This is a genomic window from Acidovorax sp. ST3 (genome assembly GCF_003231145.1).
Classification (GTDB): Bacteria; Pseudomonadota; Gammaproteobacteria; order Burkholderiales; family Burkholderiaceae_C; genus Acidovorax.
Map to the genome: position 1 here is coordinate 505,843 of NZ_QKVP01000001.1, position 17,622 is coordinate 523,464.

At 66.6% G+C, this 17,622-nt stretch carries 10 protein-coding genes; 5 read left to right on the plus strand and 5 right to left on the minus strand.

Annotated elements, in window-relative coordinates:
* Nucleotides 1-13 precede the first annotated feature (13 nt).
* From DNK89_RS02310 to DNK89_RS02330, 5 genes are all read right to left on the minus strand, one after another.
* Nucleotides 14-1,129: a cell division protein FtsZ gene (locus DNK89_RS02310; protein WP_110958734.1), complete on the minus strand. Its 1,116-nt coding sequence runs from the start codon at nucleotides 1,127-1,129 to the stop codon at nucleotides 14-16.
* 16 nt (nucleotides 1,130-1,145) lie between these two features.
* Nucleotides 1,146-4,670, minus strand: coding sequence for a chromosome segregation protein SMC (gene smc, locus DNK89_RS02315; protein WP_110958735.1), 3,525 nt, complete (start codon nucleotides 4,668-4,670; stop codon nucleotides 1,146-1,148).
* Nucleotides 4,671-4,931: 261 nt separating this feature from the next.
* Nucleotides 4,932-5,963: a diguanylate cyclase gene (locus DNK89_RS02320; protein ID WP_238990665.1), complete on the minus strand. Its 1,032-nt coding sequence runs from the start codon at nucleotides 5,961-5,963 to the stop codon at nucleotides 4,932-4,934.
* 169 nt (nucleotides 5,964-6,132) lie between these two features.
* Complete coding sequence (locus tag DNK89_RS02325; protein WP_238990666.1) at nucleotides 6,133-9,174, minus strand: EAL domain-containing protein; 3,042 nt, start codon at nucleotides 9,172-9,174, stop codon at nucleotides 6,133-6,135.
* A gap of 334 nt (nucleotides 9,175-9,508) precedes the next feature.
* Entirely contained in the window at nucleotides 9,509-10,960 is a 1,452-nt protein-coding gene (locus tag DNK89_RS02330) for a short-chain fatty acyl-CoA regulator family protein (protein WP_110958737.1), read from the minus strand.
* A gap of 148 nt (nucleotides 10,961-11,108) precedes the next feature.
* Here DNK89_RS02330 and DNK89_RS02335 point away from each other — a divergent pair, with 148 nt between their 5' ends.
* From DNK89_RS02335 to DNK89_RS02355, 5 genes are all read left to right on the plus strand, one after another.
* Nucleotides 11,109-11,504 (plus strand): acyl-CoA thioesterase, encoded by a 396-nt coding sequence (locus DNK89_RS02335; protein WP_110958738.1) that lies wholly within the window; start codon nucleotides 11,109-11,111, stop codon nucleotides 11,502-11,504.
* On the plus strand, nucleotides 11,501-12,658 hold the full coding sequence (gene prpC / locus DNK89_RS02340) for a 2-methylcitrate synthase (RefSeq protein WP_060986540.1): 1,158 nt from the start codon (nucleotides 11,501-11,503) through the stop codon (nucleotides 12,656-12,658). The genes DNK89_RS02335 and prpC overlap by 4 nt, the downstream gene beginning before the upstream one ends.
* A 31-nt stretch (nucleotides 12,659-12,689) precedes the next feature.
* Entirely contained in the window at nucleotides 12,690-15,326 is a 2,637-nt protein-coding gene (gene acnD / locus DNK89_RS02345) for a Fe/S-dependent 2-methylisocitrate dehydratase AcnD (protein WP_110958739.1), read from the plus strand.
* A gap of 41 nt (nucleotides 15,327-15,367) precedes the next feature.
* Nucleotides 15,368-16,570 (plus strand): 2-methylaconitate cis-trans isomerase PrpF, encoded by a 1,203-nt coding sequence (gene prpF, locus DNK89_RS02350; RefSeq protein WP_110959163.1) that lies wholly within the window; start codon nucleotides 15,368-15,370, stop codon nucleotides 16,568-16,570.
* Between the two features lie 64 nt (nucleotides 16,571-16,634).
* A complete protein-coding gene (locus tag DNK89_RS02355; RefSeq protein ID WP_110958740.1) occupies nucleotides 16,635-17,507 on the plus strand; it encodes an oxaloacetate decarboxylase in 873 nt (290 codons plus the stop codon).
* The last annotated feature ends 115 nt before the right edge of the window (nucleotides 17,508-17,622 follow it).

Below are 17,622 nucleotides of genomic sequence, written 5' to 3' on the forward strand. Positions count from 1 at the left end.
GCCGCACCAGCGCTCAGCTGAACAGGCGCCGCGCCAGCACCGACCCTGCCGACAGATCCCGCCCATCGAGCTGGTCGTACAGCAGCTCCAGGTCGGCGGCAATTGGGTCCATGGCCATCGCTGGCAGCGGGGTGCCGTTCTGGTCGCAGAGCACGCCGTCCATGGCCTGGCACAGGGCGGCGGCCACGTCGCGCAGGCGGGCAAAGGGCTGCTCGGTGCGGTGGACCTGGGCGACGTCCAGGCTCAGGGTGATGTCGCGGATGGCGGACTGGTCCGGGTCGTCGGCCAAGGCGGCCTGGGTGTCGTAGCCCAGCGTGAGCAAGGGCGGCAGGCCCTGGGTGCTGGCAGGCAGCACCAAGCGGCCGGGCATGGCGCCGGGCACAAAGCCCAGGCGGGCGGCATTCTGCTGCACATAGCCGGGGCTCCACGCGGCCTGGCGGGCCCGCAGCATGAACATGAGCTGGGCATCGTGGTCGCTGGCGAACTGGTCCAGTTCACGGGCGCGGGCCACTTCCTGCAGCATGTCGGGGAAGTCGGGGGCAGCGTTGATGGCGTCGGCAAAGGCCTGGGCCTTCATCACGAATTCGGAGAACTCGATCTCGTTGAGCGCGCCCATGCGGTTGGCCAGTTGCACGCCCGCCTGGAAGGACTGGTAGCGCTGGCCGGGGGCCGGGGTTTCCCACTGCTGGGTGGCTTCGTTCAGGCCTTCAATGGCAAAGGGCTTGCTGCCTGCGCGGCGGGTGGGCGGCAGCGCGGCCAGGGCCGCGTCGCCGGACACCACTTGCTCGGGCTGTAGCGAGGCGATCACATCGATGAGCGGGTCCAGCCCCGGGCGGCGCTCGGGCGAAAACGGCGGCACGGGCAGTTGCAGGGCGTCGCCCGCGTCCACGGTGTGTTCCGACGGCTCCGGTCCTCGGTCCAGGCCGTGGAACTCGCCGGGGGGCATCGCACCGGCCGCGCCTGCATCAAAGCCGGGCTCTTGGCGCAATGCGGGTTCTGCCGCATGTTCACTGTCTTGGGGCAAGGCGCGCTTGGGCGCGTTGCGGCGCGAGGTCCAGGTGTTGTAGGCCACGATCAGGGCCAGCACCAGGCCACCGATGATGGCCAGACTCAGTTGCAATGTGCTCATGTTTGAATGAATGGGTTCAAGCGTCCACCATCGACAAAGCGGACTCCATGTCCACCGCCACGATGCGCGACACGCCCTGCTCCTGCATGGTCACGCCGATCAGTTGCTCGGCCATTTCCATCGCGATCTTGTTGTGGCTGATGAACAAAAACTGCGTGCCCTTGCTCATGCTGGACACCAGCTTGGCATAACGTTCGGTGTTGGCGTCGTCCAGCGGCGCGTCCACCTCGTCCAGCAGGCAGAACGGCGCGGGGTTGAGCTGGAAGATGGCGAACACCAGCGCAATAGCCGTCAGCGCCTTTTCGCCGCCTGACAGCAGGTGGATGGTCTGGTTCTTCTTGCCGGGCGGCTGCGCCATCACCTGCACGCCAGAGTCCAGGATTTCGTCGCCGGTGATGATGAGCTTGGCCTGGCCGCCGCCGAACAGCTCGGGGAACATGCGGCCAAAGTGCGCGTTCACGGTGTCGAAGGTGCCCGAGAGCAGCTGGCGCGTTTCGCCGTCGATCTTGCGGATCGCGTCTTCCAGCGTGTTCATGGCCTCGGTGAGGTCGGCGGTCTGCGCATCGAGGAACACCTTGCGCTCGCTGGCCAGCTTGAGTTCATCCAGCGCGGCCAGGTTGACGGCGCCCAGCGCCGTGATCTCACGGTGCAGGCGGTCGATTTCGCTCTGCAGGCCGCCGATGCGCACATTGCCCTCCTCGATGGAGTGCGCCACGGCTTCCAGATCGGCCTGGGCGTCTTGCAGCAAAGTGGTGTACTGCTCCAGGCCCAGGCGCGCGGCCTGTTCCTTGAGCTGGAATTCGGTGATGCGCTGGCGCAGCGGGTCGAGCGCGCGCTCCAGCTGCATGCGGCGCTCGTCGCTGGCGCGCAGCTTGGTGGTCAGGTCGTCGTATTCGCTGCGCTGGGCGGCCAAAGCCTTCTCGCGCTCCATTTTGAGTTCCAACGCGGCCTGCAGGCCGCCTTGCGCTGCGGCATCCGACAGGCGGGCAAGCTCATCGCGCGCACGCTGCTCTTCGTCGGCCAGGGCCTTGGCTTGCTGGGTAGCGGTTTCGATGGAGCGGTTGAGCTCGGCGCGGCGCGCCTCCAGGCTGCGCTGCGAGAACGTGGCCTCTTGCGCCTGGCGCTCCAGCGTGCGCTGCTGCTCGCGGCAGGCGGCCAGCTTGCGCTCCGCCTCGATGACCTTGTCGCCCAGCTGGGCTTCGCGCTCCTGGCTGTCGGCCAGTTGCATGTCCAACTCTTCAAAGCGGGCCTCGGCGGCCACGCGGCGCTCTTGCAGGTCGGCCAACTGGGCTTCAACCTCGGCCAGGTCGCCGTCGATCTGTGCGCTGCGGGCGCGGGTCTGCTCGGCGAGTTGCGTGAGGCGCAGGGTCTCGACCTGCAGCTCGTGCGCACGGCTCTGGGCCTCGGTCGCTTCGCGGCGGGCGGACACCAGGCGCTGCGAGGCGTCGGCATAGGCTGCCTCAGCGCGGACCAGGGCGGTGCGCGATTCTTCGGCGATCAGGGCCTGCGCGCGCAGTTCCTTTTCAAGGTGCTCGATCTCTTGCGCGCGGGCCAACATGCCGGACTGCTCAGAGTCCTGCGCATAAAAGCTCACGCTATGGGCGCTGACGGCATGGCCCGTGGGCACAAACACCGTCTCCCCAGGTTGCAGCTGGCTGCGGCGGGCCAGGGCTTCGTCCAGCGTGGGGGCGGTGTAGCACCCCTGCAGCCAGTCGGTGAGCACGGCGCGCAGGCCCGCATCATTCAGGCGCAGCAGATCGGACAGGCGCTGGTGCTGGGACGGCGCTTCGGGCTGGCCGGCTGCAGGCGCGCTGTAAAAGGCCAGGCGCGCTGGGGGCGCATCGTTGCCGCCGGAGCCCAGAAAACCGCGCACCATGTCCAGGCGCCCTACTTCCAGTGCCGCCAGGCGCTCGCGCAGTGCGGCTTCGAGAGCGTTTTCCCAGCCCTTTTCGATGTGGATGCGGCTCCACAAACCTTGCAGTCCGTCGAGGCCATGCTTGGCCAGCCAAGGGCGCAGCTTGCCGTCGGTCTTGACCTTTTCCTGCAGGGCCTTCAGGGCCTCCATGCGGGCCGACAGCTCGGCCTGGCGCGCACTTTCGGCGTTCACCGCCTGCTGGCGGGCACGGCGGTCTTCGTCCAGCTGGGGCACGGACTCCTGCAGTTCGTACAACCGTGCCTCGGTGGTTTCGGCAATCTCCTGCGCTTCTTCGAGTTGCTCGCGCAGGTTGGTCAGGCGGGCTTCGTCGGGTGCGGCCAGCGCGTTGCGGTCGGTGCGCAGGCGTTCAAAGCGGGCGTCCAGCTGGCGGCTTTGCTCGTCAAAGCTGCGCTGCTCGGCGGCCAGCACGCCAATCTGCTGCTGTACCTGCACGACGCTGCTGCGCTGCTCGGCCGTGCGGGCCTGGGCCTGGCGCAGGGCTTCTTCCAGGTCGGGCAGCTGCATGGCCTGCTCTTCGACCTGGGCGGCGAGCAGTTCGGCGCGCTCTTCGGCGTCCACACCGGCACCGGCCAGGTTTTCCAGCTCCACATCCGCATCTTCCTTGCGGGCCTGCCACTGGGCGATCTGCTCGGCCAGCTGCACCAGGCGTTGCTCCACGCGCTGGCGGCCTTCGACCACGTAGCGGATCTCGGCTTCGAGCTTGCCGACCTCGGCCGTGGCTTCATACAGCTTGCCCTGGGCCTGGTTGACCTGGTCGCCCGCAGCATAGTGGGCCTGGCGGATCGTTTCGAGGTCAGACTCGACCGCGCGTAGGTCGGCCATGCGCGATTCGAGGTCGTTCACAGCCTGCAGGCCATCCAGGCGCACCTTGTTCTGCTGCTCTTCGGCCTCGGCCCGCTTCAAAAACCACAGCTGGTGCTGCTTGAGCGTCGCGTCTGCATGCAGGGTGTTGTACTTGGCAGCCACTTCGGCCTGCTTTTCGAGCTTTTCGAGGTTGGCGTTCAGCTCGCGCAGGATGTCTTCCACCCGCGTGAGGTTTTCGCGCGTGTCCGACAAGCGGTTTTCGGTCTCGCGGCGGCGCTCTTTGTATTTGGAAACACCGGCGGCCTCTTCGAGGAACAGTCGCAGTTCCTCGGGGCGGCTTTCGATGATGCGGCTGATGGTGCCCTGGCCGATGATGGCGTAGGCGCGGGGCCCGAGGCCCGTGCCCAGAAACACGTCCTGCACGTCGCGGCGGCGCACGGGCTGGTTGTTCAGAAAGTAGCTGCTGGTGCCATCGCGGGTGAGCACGCGGCGCACCGCGATTTCGCCAAACTGGCCCCACTGGCCGCCCGCGCGATGGTCGGAGTTGTCAAACACCAGTTCCACACTGGCGCGGCTGGCCTGCTTGCGGGTGGTGGTGCCGCTGAAGATCACGTCCTGCATGCTCTCGCCGCGCAGCTCGCTGGCCTTGCTTTCGCCCAGCACCCAGCGCACCGCGTCCATGATGTTGGACTTGCCGCAGCCATTCGGTCCCACCACGCCAACCAGTTGCCCGGGCAGCATGAAATTGGTGGGTTCAGCGAACGACTTGAAGCCGGAGAGCTTGATCGAGGTAAGACGCACGGATCAGAAGGCGGATAAATGCAGGAGGGACGCGGCGGTCAACCAGGGCACCGGTGCGCAGTCCCGGCGTACAACACACCGGCAGGGCCGGGTGTGGGCAAGGCCGGAATGATACCGCGCCGCCTGCCTGGCCCTGGCGCTCAAGGGCCGCTGGAGGCGCCCGCAGGCCGGTTGGCACCAAAAATCCAGCCAAATCGGCCTGATGCGCTAGTGCAATATGGCTTTATTGCTATCGATTTTGATAGCCGAAGGCGACGACCATCAAGGCAGCACACACACCTGGTTACGCCCGCCCGACTTGGCCTTGAACAGGGCCTCGTCCGCGCGGGCCACTGCCTGGGGCAGGTGCTGCAGCGCGGAGATCTCGCACGCGCCAATGGACACGGTGAGCTGCTCGGGCTCGGTGATGTCCTCCACCGCGCGGCGCAGCTTTTCGGCCACCTTCAGCGCGTCGGGCAGTGCGGTCTGGGGCAGGCAGACCAGAAACTCCTCGCCGCCCCAGCGAATGATCTCGTCGCCGCGCCGCAGGGCATCGGTCAGCACCCTGGCCACTGCCTGCAGGGCTTTATCGCCCGCATCGTGGCCAAAGCGGTCGTTGATGCTCTTGAAACGGTCCAGGTCCATCAGCAGAATCGACGAAGCGGGCTCGAACAGGGAGGCCCGGTACACACGCCGGTCGATCAGGTCCACAGCGTGGCGGTTCAGCAGCCCGGTCAGCGCGTCGTGGTACGCGGCGCGCTGCAGCTCCTGGCGCTCGGCGGCCACGGTCATGAGTGAGCCAAACAGCTCGGCCAGCCCCGCAAACAGGCTCTCGCCGACTTCGTCAAAGTAGCCATCACGGTCGGCATACAGCACAAAGATGCCGCTGTAGCCATTGAAGGTGGAGGCAATGGGCAAGGCCAGCACGTGGTATATGCCGTGGTGGCGTGCCGCGTCGCGCCAGGGGCCAAATGGGGACAGCTGCGACACCGTGAAAGGGCCCGCAGACTTGCCCTCCAGCGTGGTGAAGGCAGGGCCGATGCGGGTGAGCAGGTTGCGCTCGATGTTCAGCGACTCGGCATAGGCGGCGGCTGGGCCTGCGTACACCTGCGGGCGGATGGTATGTGTGTCGGTGGGGCCAAACCAGGTCCAGGCCAGGCGGATGTGGCTGGTGACATCCACGATGGCCTGGCACACCCCGCGGATGATCTCCAGCTCGCTGCGCCCCAGGATCAGCTTGGCAGAGCGCTTGAGCAGCATCTCCGCAATCACCGAGCGCTCGCGCTGTGCGTCAAAGCCTTGCGGCAATGGCACGGATGCGGGAGGTGAAGGCTTTTTGAAGAACATGGAGGCGGTGGCGATCAAGCGCCCGCATCATAGGTCGCGCAGCCAGCCTGCGAATGCAAAGGGTCTACGGCGTCGCGTTGCCACCCGCCCCCTTCTCTGGCCCCACACGCCCGGGCCCGGCGCAGGGCCCACGCCATCAATGGCCTCCATCCAGGTTGCCATCCAGTGCACCGTTCGTGCGGCGGACCAGTGCCTCGAACTCGGCCACGGCCACAGGCGGGCTGAGCAGGAAGCCCTGCCATGCATGGCAGTGATGGCGTTCCAGAAACTCGCGCTGCGCCTCGGTTTCCACGCCCTCCGCGATCACGCGCAGGCCCAGGCTGGTGCCCAGGGCCACCACCGTGCGTGCGATGGCGGCGTCGTTGGGGTCGGTGAGCACGTCGCGCACAAAGCTCTGGTCGATCTTGAGCTGATCCAACGGCAGGCGCTTGAGGTAGCTGAGCGATGAATAACCGGTGCCAAAGTCGTCCAGCGAAAAGCCCACGCCGTAGCCTCGCAGCTGGCCCATCTTGTCGATGGTGTCTTCCACGTCCTGCAGCAGCAGGCCTTCGGTCATCTCCAGCTTGAGCTGGTGGCCGTCGGCCCCCGCCCCCGCGAGTGCGGCGAGCACCTGGGCTACAAAGCCCGTCTGGTGGAACTGCCGAGGACTCACGTTGACTGCCAGGCTCAGCGTGGCCAGGTCGGGCTGCTGGGCCCACGCGGCCAGGCGGCGGCAGGCCGCCTGCAGCACCCATTCGCCCAGCGGCAGGATCAGGCCGGTTTCTTCGGCCAGCGGGATGAAATGCGCGGGCGAGATGAAGCCGTCGCGCGGGTGCCGCCAGCGCAGCAGGGCCTCGGCGCCGATGATGCGGCCGTGGTCGATCTGGGGCTGGTAGTACAGCTCGAACTGGCCCTGGGCCAGGCCCACGCGCATGTCCAACTCTAGCGTAGCGCGGGCGCTGACCACGGCCTGCATCTGGGGGTCATAAAAGCGCAAGGTGTCGCGCCCCGCATTCTTGGCCTGATACAGCGCCAGGTCAGCGCGCTTGAGCAGTTCATCCACCGTCTCGCGTGTGCCGCTGTAAATGGTGACGCCCATGCTCAGCGAGCTGTGGTGCGCGTCGCCGTCGATCTGGTACGGCTCGCGCAGCACGCCCAAGATGCGCTGGCCCACGTCTTCGGCGCGTGCAGCGGCCTCTTCAGGGCTGTCGCCCAGGTCTTCCAGCACCACCACAAATTCGTCGCCGCCCTGGCGGGCCACGGTGTCGTCCTCGTGCACACAACTGCGCAGGCGGTGCGCCACCTGCAGCAGCAAGGCATCGCCCCGGTCGTGGCCCCGGGTTTCGTTCACCGTCTTGAAGTTGTCCAGGTCCAGCATCAGCAATGCTCCGCTGCGCTGGTGGCGCGCACTGGTGGCCAGCGCCTGCTGCAGACGGTCCATCAGCAGACGGCGGTTGGGCAGGCGGGTGAGCGGGTCGTAGTAGGCCAGCTGGTTGATCTCTTCCTCGGCAGCCTTGCGCTCGCTCAGGTCCTGCATGGTGATCAGGCGCCCGCCTTCGACAAAGATGCCTGAGATCTCCACCGGCTTGTATTTGCCGTCAGCGCAGCGAATGGTGTATTCGGCCAGCGGGATGATGCCCTGGTGCGAGGTATCCAGCAGCCGCTGGCGGATGGCCTCCCGCTCGGTGGCGTCGGGGTAGGCGCGCTGCCACCAGGTGTTGGTGTCGGGCACTTCCTCCTGCGTGTAGCCGCAGATCTGCACATAGCGCGCGTTGCGAAAGCTGATCAGACCGTCGTCCTGCACCAGGCACAGGCCCATGGGCAGGCGCTCCAGGATGCTGCGCAGGCGTTGCTCGTTGGCGCGCAGGTTTTCTTCCATGCGCTTGCGGCCGGTGATGTCCTGCACCACGGCAATGTGGTACCCAGGGGCAGAGCCCGAGGCCCACATGGACGACACGGTAAGGTCGCCCCAGACCTCGTGTCCATCCCTGTGAATGTAGCGTTTTTCCAGCCGGTATTCGGGGACATCCCCATTTTGTAAACGCCTGGCCTGGGCGAGGTCTGCCGCCACGTCGTCGGGATGGGTGAGGCTCTGAAAGGTCATGCCCACCAATTCCTGAGGGCCGTAGCCCAGGATGTCGGCGTAGCGCTGGTTGACGCGCACGAACTGGCCCGTGTCCGAGTCCACCTGCGCGACCCCCACCGTGGTCTGGTTGAAAAGCGCCCGAAAGCGCTCCTCGCTCTCGCGCCGCGCCTCGTCGGACAGCTGGGCACGCACCAGCGCCAACGTGCGCTGGCGCACCAGCAGGGCCACGGTGGACGCCAGCAGCAGCGACACCAGCGCCGCAGCCAGCCCGGCCAGCCAGGGCAAGCGGGTTTCAGAAGGAGTGAGGAACGAGCGGGTGGGGTAGAAGGTGAGCTGCCAGCGCCGGTCGTGCACCACCAGCATACGCACCAGGGGTCGAGCCTCCGGCAGGCCAGGGGCTGTCTGCTCCAGCAAGGGGCGCACGGTGTTGTCACCGGAGTTGGGGCGCACGGGGCCCAGGTCATCCATGGAGACCGCAATCCCGTTCAGAAACCCTTGGCTGCCCAGCCCCTGCACCAAGTCATACACCCGCAGCGTGGAGGCCACCGCCCCCACAAACCGCTGCTCGGCTGCACCAGCCGTGGGGTCGAACACCGGCACACGGATGACGATGCCCGCTCGGTGCGAGGATTCCTGCAGCAGGTCGAACGGGGCGGACACCACGGTCTGCCCGCTGTCGCGGCTGTAGCGCATCGCCGCCAAGTTGGTGGGCTGTGCGCTGATGTCCAGCCCCAGCACGCCCTCGTTGCCAAACATCGGCCAGAGGTATTCGGCCACAAAGTATTCGGGACGCTCACCGGGGGGGTGGATCTTGAACTGGGGCAAGCCTTCGGGGGACAGCGAAGTGTCGGCCCGCACCCGGGCCTCGTAGGCCTCGCGCTCGGGACCGGGCACCCAGCGTGTGAAGGACAGGTTGCGCACACCGGGGTACCGCTGGCCCACCTCCATCTCGCTGGCCGCGCGCTCAAAATCCAGGCGCGACAAGCGCGGGTTGGCGGTGAAAAGGCCCCGCAGCCCATTGACCACCTCGGTATGGCCTGCGATGCGCTGGCTCAGTGCGTCGGAAAACGCCCTGGTTTCCTGTGTGAAGCGGGCCTCCTCAATCTGGGCCATCGACGCAGCTTGGTGCTGCGCCAGCCACAAACTGAGCACCAGGCCCAAGGCAGCCACCCCAATGCCCGCCACCCAATGCCGATAACGGCTTTGGGGCGACTGCGCAGCCAGCGGGGAGGGATGGAAAGAAGTCAGAGACGCACCTTTGCGTTACCAGCCCCCAATGGGGCCGGAGGCCATGCAAGTTGCGCAGGATAGCGGCAATCCAGCCCCTGTGGAGCCAACATTTGGTTACGGCGAAAAATTTAAGAAAAAAGTGCCTCCAGCGCCACAGTGGCATGCCTGACAAGCTATGAATTGATGAGCATATTTCATAGTCCACGCACCCACGGGTTTACCCGATGGCTGCGCCCGTGGCCACCGGGTACGGCGCAAACCGGCTGTGGTTTTCGTTCACATCCAGCGCCCGTCCGATGGGCGGAAACGCGCGCTGCGGGCAGGCGTCGCGCTCGCACACCTTGCAGCCCATGCCGATCGGTACGGCGGCCTCGGGGCGTGCCAAGTCCAGCCCGCGCGAGTACACCAGCTGCGGCGCGTGGCGGATGTCGCAGCCCAGCGCCACCGAGAACTCCTTGCCCGGCACGCCCCACCCGCCCCCGCTGCGCGACACGGTGCGCGCCACCCACAGGTAAGCCCGCCCGTCCGGCATGCGCGCCACCTGCGGCACGATGCGCCCGGGCTGGGCAAAGGCCTCGTACACGTTCCACAGCGGGCAGGTGCCGCCGATCTTGCTGAAGTGGAAATGTGTGGCCGACTGCCGCTTGCTGATGTTGCCCGCGCGGTCCACGCGGATGAAGAAGAACGGCACGCCGCGTGCGCTGGGCCGCTGCAGGGTGGACAGGCGGTGGCACACGGTCTCGAAACCCACGCCAAACTGCTGTCCCAGACGGTCGATGTCGTAGTGGTGGGCCTCGGCCGCCTGCAAAAAGGCGGTGTAGGGCAATACCAGCGCCCCTGCAAAGTAGTTGGCCAGGCCAATGCGCGCCAGTGACCGGGCCTGGTCGCTGGACAAACCCGCGCCAGCGGCCAGGCGTTGCAGCTCGGCGCCCTGCTCCAGAAACGCCAGCTGCGTTGCCATCTGAAAAGCCCGCTGCCCCCGCTCCAGCCCGGCTGCGAGCTGCAGCACGCCGGTTTCGGACTGGAACACCCGCTGCGCCTGCCCCGGCAGGTCGGCCACGTCCACCACCCGCACGCCGTGGGCGGCCAGCAGGCGCCGGGCCAGCGCCTCGTCGGCACGGCCGGGCAGCAGGCCCCAGGCGGCGGCGCACTGCTCGGCAGCGTCGTCCAGCTCGGCAATGTGGTTCTGGCGCGCGAAGAAGAAGTCGCGCACTTCTTCATAGGCCATGGGCGGGTGGTGGGCCACGGCACCCTCCCCGTCCCGGTCGTTGCCCAGGGCGGCCAGGCGTTCGAGCGCCTGGCGGTGCCGCTGGTGCAGCGCAAGCAGCGTGCGCGCCACGGCGGGCATGCCAGCGGCCAGCTCTCGGATCTCGGCGAGCGACACGACATCGCCCGCGCCCTCCCCGCCCACACCCGCAGGCAGGTCGGCCAGCACCTCACGCAGGCCGGTGATGAGGCGCGCCTCGTCGTCGTCAGAGAACCGCTGCACATCCACGCCGAACACGGCGTTGATCTTGAGCAGCACAGGCACAGTGAGCGGGCGCTGGTTCTGCTCCAGCTGGTTCAGGTAGCTGGCCGACAGGTCCAGCGCACGCGCCAGCGCCACCTGGGTCATGCCGCGTTCTTCGCGCAGGCGGCGCAGGCGCACGCCCATGAAGGTTTTTTTCATCGTTTCTTTCGCTCTCCGGCCGCGCCATTCGTTCGCAAAACCAATCTGCAAATAATTCGCAAACTTTGCAAATTGCAGACACCACCTTCGCAATCATTCGCCAATTCAGTCCTTACAGAGGGGTGCCATTGTGCGTAAATTGCGAAGCATGACAACCCCTCAAGGCACCGTCGAACTGACGGAAATCGTCTTCCCCGCCGAAGCCAACCACTACGGCACGCTGTTTGGCGGCAACGCCCTGCAGCTCATGGCCAAGGCGGCGTTTCTGGCTGCGCGCGGTGCCGCAGCGCGCGACGTGGTGATGGCGGGCGTGACCGATGTGCGTTTTCTGGCCCCCGTGCCCGTGGGCCATGTGCTCACGCTGCGCGCCTGGGTCACCCGCATAGGGCGCAGTTCGCTCACCGTGTGCGTGACTGGCCTGGCCGCCACGCTGGGCTCGCCACCCGATGAGGTGCTGAAGGGAATTTTTGAAATGGTGGCGGTGGATGGCAAAGGCCGCCCCGCTGCCATCACCAGCGCATATGCAAACCAGGAGACCGCATGACCACCACCGTTGAAACCCCGGGCTTCAAGCCCAAAAAGTCCGTCGCGCTCTCGGGCGTGACCGCCGGCAACACTGCCCTGTGCACCGTCGGCCGCACGGGCAACGACCTGCACTACCGGGGCTACGACATCCTGGACATTGCCGAGGTCTGCGAGTTTGAAGAAATCGCCCACCTGCTGGTGCACGGCAAGCTGCCCACACGTGCCGAGCTGCGTGCCTACAAGGCCAAGCTCAAGGCCTTGCGCGGCCTGCCTCTGTCGGTAAAGCAGGCGCTGGAACAACTGCCCGCCGCCAGCCACCCCATGGACGTGATGCGCACGGGGGTCTCGGCGCTGGGCTGCGCGCTGCCTGAAAAGGACGACCACAACCTGCCCGGCGCACGTGACATTGCCGACCGGTTGATGGCATCACTGGGCTCCATGCTGCTCTACTGGTACCACTGGGCCAGCTCGGGCCGCCGCATCGAGGTGGAGACCGATGACGACTCCATCGGTGCGCACTTTTTGCACCTGCTGCACGGCACCCCGCCCAGCGCGGCCTGGGAGCGCGCCATGCACACCTCGCTCAACCTGTATGCCGAGCATGAGTTCAATGCCAGCACCTTCACGGCCCGCGTGGTGGCCGGCACAGGCAGCGACATGTATTCCGCCATCACCGGCGCCATCGGTGCGCTGCGCGGCCCCAAGCATGGCGGTGCCAACGAGGTGGCCTTCGAAATCCAGAAGCGCTACGACAGCCCCGACGAGGCCGAGACCGACATCCGCCGCCGTGTGGAGGCCAAGGAGGTCGTGATCGGCTTCGGTCACCCGGTCTACACCGTGAGCGACCCGCGCAACGTCGTCATCAAGGGCGTGGCTCGCAGCCTGTCGCACGAGGCGGGCAGCACCAAGATGTTCGACATTGCCGAGCGGCTGGAATCGGTGATGTGGGAGGTGAAAAAGATGTTTCCCAACCTCGACTGGTTCAGCGCCGTGAGCTACCACATGATGGGCGTGCCCACTGCCATGTTCACACCGCTGTTCGTCATTGCACGCACCAGCGGCTGGGCGGCGCACATCATTGAGCAGCGCATCGACAACAAGATCATCCGGCCGAGCGCGAACTACACCGGGCCCGAAGACCTGGCGTTTGTGCCGATCCAAGACCGCAAGTAAAACAACGCCCCCAGCCCCACGCCCCACGCCCATGAACACCCTGTATCGCAAGCCACTGCCCGGCACGCAGCTGGACTACTTCGACGCCCGCGCCGCTGTCGAGGACCTGCAAACCGGCGCCTGGGCCACCCTGCCCTACACCGCCCGCGTCCACGCCGAAAACATCGTGCGCCGCGCCGACCCCGCCACCGTCAACGACTGCCTGCGCCAGCTCATCGAGCGCAAGCGCGACCGCGACTTTCCCTGGTACCCCGCGCGCGTGGTGTGCCACGACATCCTGGGCCAGACGGCGCTGGTGGACCTGGCGGGCCTGCGCGATGCGATTGCCAAGGAGGGCGGCGACCCGGCCCAGGTGAACCCTGTGGTGCCGGTGCAGCTCATCGTGGACCATTCACTGGCCGTGGAATGTGGCGGGTTCGACCCCGAGGCGTTTGCCAAGAACCGCGCCATTGAAGACCGCCGCAACGAAGACCGCTTTCACTTCATCGAGTGGACGAAAAAAGCCTTTGCCAACGTGGATGTGATCCCGGCGGGGAACGGGATCATGCACCAGATCAATCTGGAAAAAATGTCGCCCGTGGTCCATGCCGACCGGGGCGTGGCCTACCCCGACACCTGCGTAGGCACCGACAGCCACACCCCGCATGTGGATGCGCTGGGCGTGATCGCCATCGGCGTGGGCGGACTGGAGGCCGAGAACGTGATGCTGGGCCGCGCATCGATGATGCGGCTGCCCGAGATGGTGGGCGTGGAGCTGACCGGCCAGCGCCAGGACGGCATCACCGCCACCGATGTGGTGCTGGCGCTCACCGAGTTTCTGCGCAAAGCCAAGGTGGTGGGCGCGTACCTGGAGTTCTTTGGCGAAGGCGCCGCCAAGCTCACCATTGGCGACCGCGCCACCATCTCCAACATGGCGCCGGAATATGGCGCCACGGCGGCGCTGTTCGGCATTGATGAACAAACGCTGGACTACCTGCGGCTGACCGGCCGCGAGGCCAGCCAGATCAAGCTGGTCGAAACCTATGCCAAAACCGCAGGTTTGTGGGCCGATGCGCTCGCGGGCGCCATGTACGACCGTACCCTGCGCTTTGACCTGTCTACCGTGGTGCGCAACCTGGCGGGCCCCTCCAACCCACATGCGCGCGTGGCCACGTCCGACCTGGCCGCCCGGGGTATTGCAGGCCCCTGGGCCCTGCCGTCGCCGGGCGAAGGCATGATGCCCGATGGCGCCGTGGTCATCGCTGCCATCACCAGCTGCACCAACACCAGCAACCCGCGCAACGTGATCGCGGCCGCGCTGCTGGCGCGCAATGCCAACCGGCTGGGCCTCACACGCAAGCCCTGGGTCAAGACCTCACTCGCGCCCGGGTCCCGCGCGGTGGAGCTGTATTTGAAGGAAGCCGGTTTGCTGACCGATCTGGAGGCGCTGGGCTTTGGCATCGTCGCCTTTGCCTGCACCACCTGCAACGGCATGAGCGGTGCGCTGGACCCAGCCATCCAGCAGGAGATCATCGACCGCGACCTGTACGCCACTGCCGTGCTCTCGGGCAACCGCAACTTCGACGGGCGCATCCACCCGTACGCCAAGCAGGCGTTCCTGGCCTCGCCGCCCCTGGTCGTGGCCTATGCGATTGCGGGCACGGTGCGGTTTGACATTGAAAAGGATGTGCTGGCGGTGGTGGATGGCCAGCCTATCCGGCTCAAGGACCTGTGGCCCAGCGATGAAGAAATCGACGCCGTGGTGAAGGCCGCCGTGAAACCCGCACACTACCGCGCCGTGTACGAGCCCATGTTCGCCATCCGGCACGACGATGGCCCGCGCGTGTCGCCGCAATACGACTGGCGGCCACAGTCCACCTACATCCGCCGCCCGCCCTACTGGGACACCGAGGGCATCGGCGCGCTGGCCGCCCACCCGCGCACCTTGCAGGGTATGCGCCCGCTGGCCATCCTGCCCGACAACATCACCACCGACCACCTCTCACCGTCCAACGCCATCCTGCCCGGCAGCGCGGCGGGCGAATACCTGGCGCGCATGGGCGTGCCGGAGGAGGACTTCAACTCCTACGCCACCCACCGGGGCGACCACCTCACCGCCCTGCGCGCCACGTTTGCCAACCCGCAGCTGGTCAATGAAATGGCCGTGGTTAATGGCAAGGTTCAAAAAGGCTCGCTGGCCCGCGTGGAGCCCGAGGGCCAGGTGATGCGCATGTGGGAGGCGATCGAAACCTACCTGCACCGCCGCCAGCCGCTCATCATCATTGCGGGCGCCGACTACGGCCAGGGCTCCAGCCGCGACTGGGCCGCCAAGGGCGTGCGGCTGGCGGGGGTGGAGGTGGTGGTGGCCGAAGGCTTTGAGCGCATCCACCGCACCAACCTGATCGGCATGGGGGTGCTGCCGCTGGAGTTTGGGGCAGGGGTCAACCGCACGACGCTGGGGCTGGATGGGACGGAGGTGTATGGCGTGGAGGGAGGCATGCAACCCCGTGCTGAACTCACCCTGGTCATCCGCCGCAAGAATGGTGAGGTCACCCGGGTGCCCATGACATGCCGCCTAGACACGGCCGAAGAGGTCTCCATCTACCAGGCGGGCGGCGTGCTGCAGCGCTTTGCGCAAGACTTTCTTGCCAAGAATACAGAACAAAAACAGGCTCTGGCACACGCCTAGTAAGCGCCATACGCTATCAAATTTGATATTTCTCCATGAGCATCTCCGCCGCACCACAGATTCGCATCCCCGCCACCTACCTGCGCGGCGGCACCAGCAAGGGCGTGTTCTTCTGCCTGGACGACCTGCCCGCCCCCGCCCAGCAACCCGGCCCGGCGCGCGACGCCCTGCTGCTGCGCGTGCTGGGCAGCCCCGACCCGTATGGCAAGCAGATCGACGGCATGGGCAATGCGTCTTCCAGCACCAGCAAGGCGGTGATCCTGTCGCGCAGCACGCGGCCGGGGCACGACGTGGACTATCTGTTTGGCCAGGTGTCCATCGACCAGCCCTTCGTAGACTGGAGCGGCAACTGCGGCAACCTCTCGGCGGCGGTGGGGCCCTGCGCCATCCACATGGGGCTGATCGATGCGGCGCGCCTTCCGCAAGACGGCACCTTTCCGGTTCGCATCTGGCAGGCCAACATCGGCAAGACCATCGTGGCGCATGTGCCCATGGCCCACGGACAGGTGCAGGAGACGGGCGACTTCGAGCTGGACGGCGTGACCTTTGCTGCGGCCGAGGTGGCGCTGGAGTTCATGGACCCGGCGGACGATGGGGAAGAAGGCGGCGCGATGTTCCCCACCGGCAATGTGGTGGACACGCTCGAAGTACCCGGCGTCGGCAGCTTTGCCGCCACGCTGATCAACGCGGGCATCCCCACCATCTTTCTCAACGCACAGGAGCTGGGCTACACCGGCACCGAGCTGCAAGGCGCAATCAATGGCGATGCGGCGGCACTCGCGCGCTTCGAGGCCATCCGCGCCCATGGCGCCTTGCGCATGGGGCTGATCCAGCAACTGAGCGCGGCCGCCACCCGCCAGCACACGCCCAAGATCGCGTTCGTCGCGCCGCCTGCAAGCTACACCACCGCCAGCGGCAAAACCATTGACGCCAAAGACATCGACCTGCTGGTGCGTGCGCTCTCCATGGGCCAGTTGCACCACGCCATGATGGGCACAGCGGCGGTGGCCATCGGCACCGCCGCCGCCATTCCGGGCACGCTGGTCAACCTGGCGGCGGGCGGTGGCGTGCGCAGCAGCGTGCGGTTTGGCCACCCCTCGGGCACCCTGCGCGTGGGGGCCGAGGCGGCGCAACTCAACGGCCAGTGGAAGGTGACCAAGGCCCTCATGAGCCGCAGCGCCCGCATCCTGATGGAAGGCTGGGTGCGTGTGCCTGCGGACACTTTTAAAGCAAAAATGGCCTGAAGCGCTAGTGATTCATGCGCCAGCAGCTATCAAATATATAGCTACTCAATTCACCGACCACAACATGAATACCAAACAACAACTCAAGACGCTGTCCCAGGCCCGCCGGGGCGTCATCGTGCCCGGCGCCTTCAACGCCCTCTCCGCCCGCGTGGTGGCCGACCTGGGCTTTGAAGCCCTTTACGTGACCGGCGCAGGCGTGACCAACATGTGGTTCGGCCTGCCCGACCAGGCCTTCATGGGCCTCACCGACATTGCCGACCACACGGCGCGCATCCGCGACGCGGTGGACCTGCCACTCATCGTCGACGCCGACACCGGCTTTGGCAACGCGCTCAACACCTACCATGCGGTGCGGGTGCTGGAGCGCGCGGGGGCCGACTGCATCCAACTCGAAGACCAGGTCAGCCCCAAGCGCTGCGGGCATTTCAACGGCAAGGATGTGATCGGCACCGACGAGATGCTGGGCAAGATCAAGGCGGCCGTGGACGCACGCCGCGACGCAGGCACCCTCATCCTGGCCCGCACCGACGCCTGCGCCACCCAGGGCTTCGAGGCTGCCGTGGAGCGCGCCCGGCGGTTTGAGGAGGCTGGCGCCGACATCCTGTTTGTCGAAGCTGTCACCACCCTCGACGAGATCCGCGCCCTGCCCCAGCGGCTGGCAGCGCCACAGCTGATGAACATGGTGATTGGCGGTAAGACTCCCATCACCAGTGCCGACGAGCTTGCCACCCTGGGCTATGGCCTGGTGCTGTATGCCAATGCGGCGCTGCAGGGCGCGGTGGCTGGCATGCAAAAGGCGCTGACGGTGCTGCGCGACCACCAGCGCATCGACGAAGACCCCGCCCTGGTGGCACCCTTTGCCGAACGCCAGCGGCTGGTGCGCAAGGCCGACTGGGATGCGCTGGAGGCCCAATACTCCAGCGGCAGGCCATAGAGCCGCAAGCGGTACGAATGGTGCAGACGGTTTAAACCAAGCAAACACTTGTCTCGTTTTTGCATTCGAGACAGCACAAGCGGATGGCCCGGAGCACAATGAGCAATTCCGTTAC

Bases quoted from the DNA above. Each gene is read 5' to 3' on its own strand.
- DNK89_RS02325 (WP_238990666.1), bottom strand. From the start codon at position 9,174: ATGGCCCAGATTGAGGAGGCCCGCTTCACACAGGAAACCAGGGCGTTT.
- DNK89_RS02335 (WP_110958738.1), top strand. From the start codon at position 11,109: ATGACAACCCCTCAAGGCACCGTCGAACTGACGGAAATCGTCTTCCCC.
- prpC (WP_060986540.1), top strand. From the start codon at position 11,501: ATGACCACCACCGTTGAAACCCCGGGCTTCAAGCCCAAAAAGTCCGTC.
- DNK89_RS02355 (WP_110958740.1), top strand. From the start codon at position 16,635: ATGAATACCAAACAACAACTCAAGACGCTGTCCCAGGCCCGCCGGGGC.
- acnD (WP_110958739.1), top strand. From the start codon at position 12,690: ATGAACACCCTGTATCGCAAGCCACTGCCCGGCACGCAGCTGGACTAC.
- DNK89_RS02330 (WP_110958737.1), bottom strand. From the start codon at position 10,960: ATGAAAAAAACCTTCATGGGCGTGCGCCTGCGCCGCCTGCGCGAAGAA.
- DNK89_RS02310 (WP_110958734.1), bottom strand. From the start codon at position 1,129: ATGAGCACATTGCAACTGAGTCTGGCCATCATCGGTGGCCTGGTGCTG.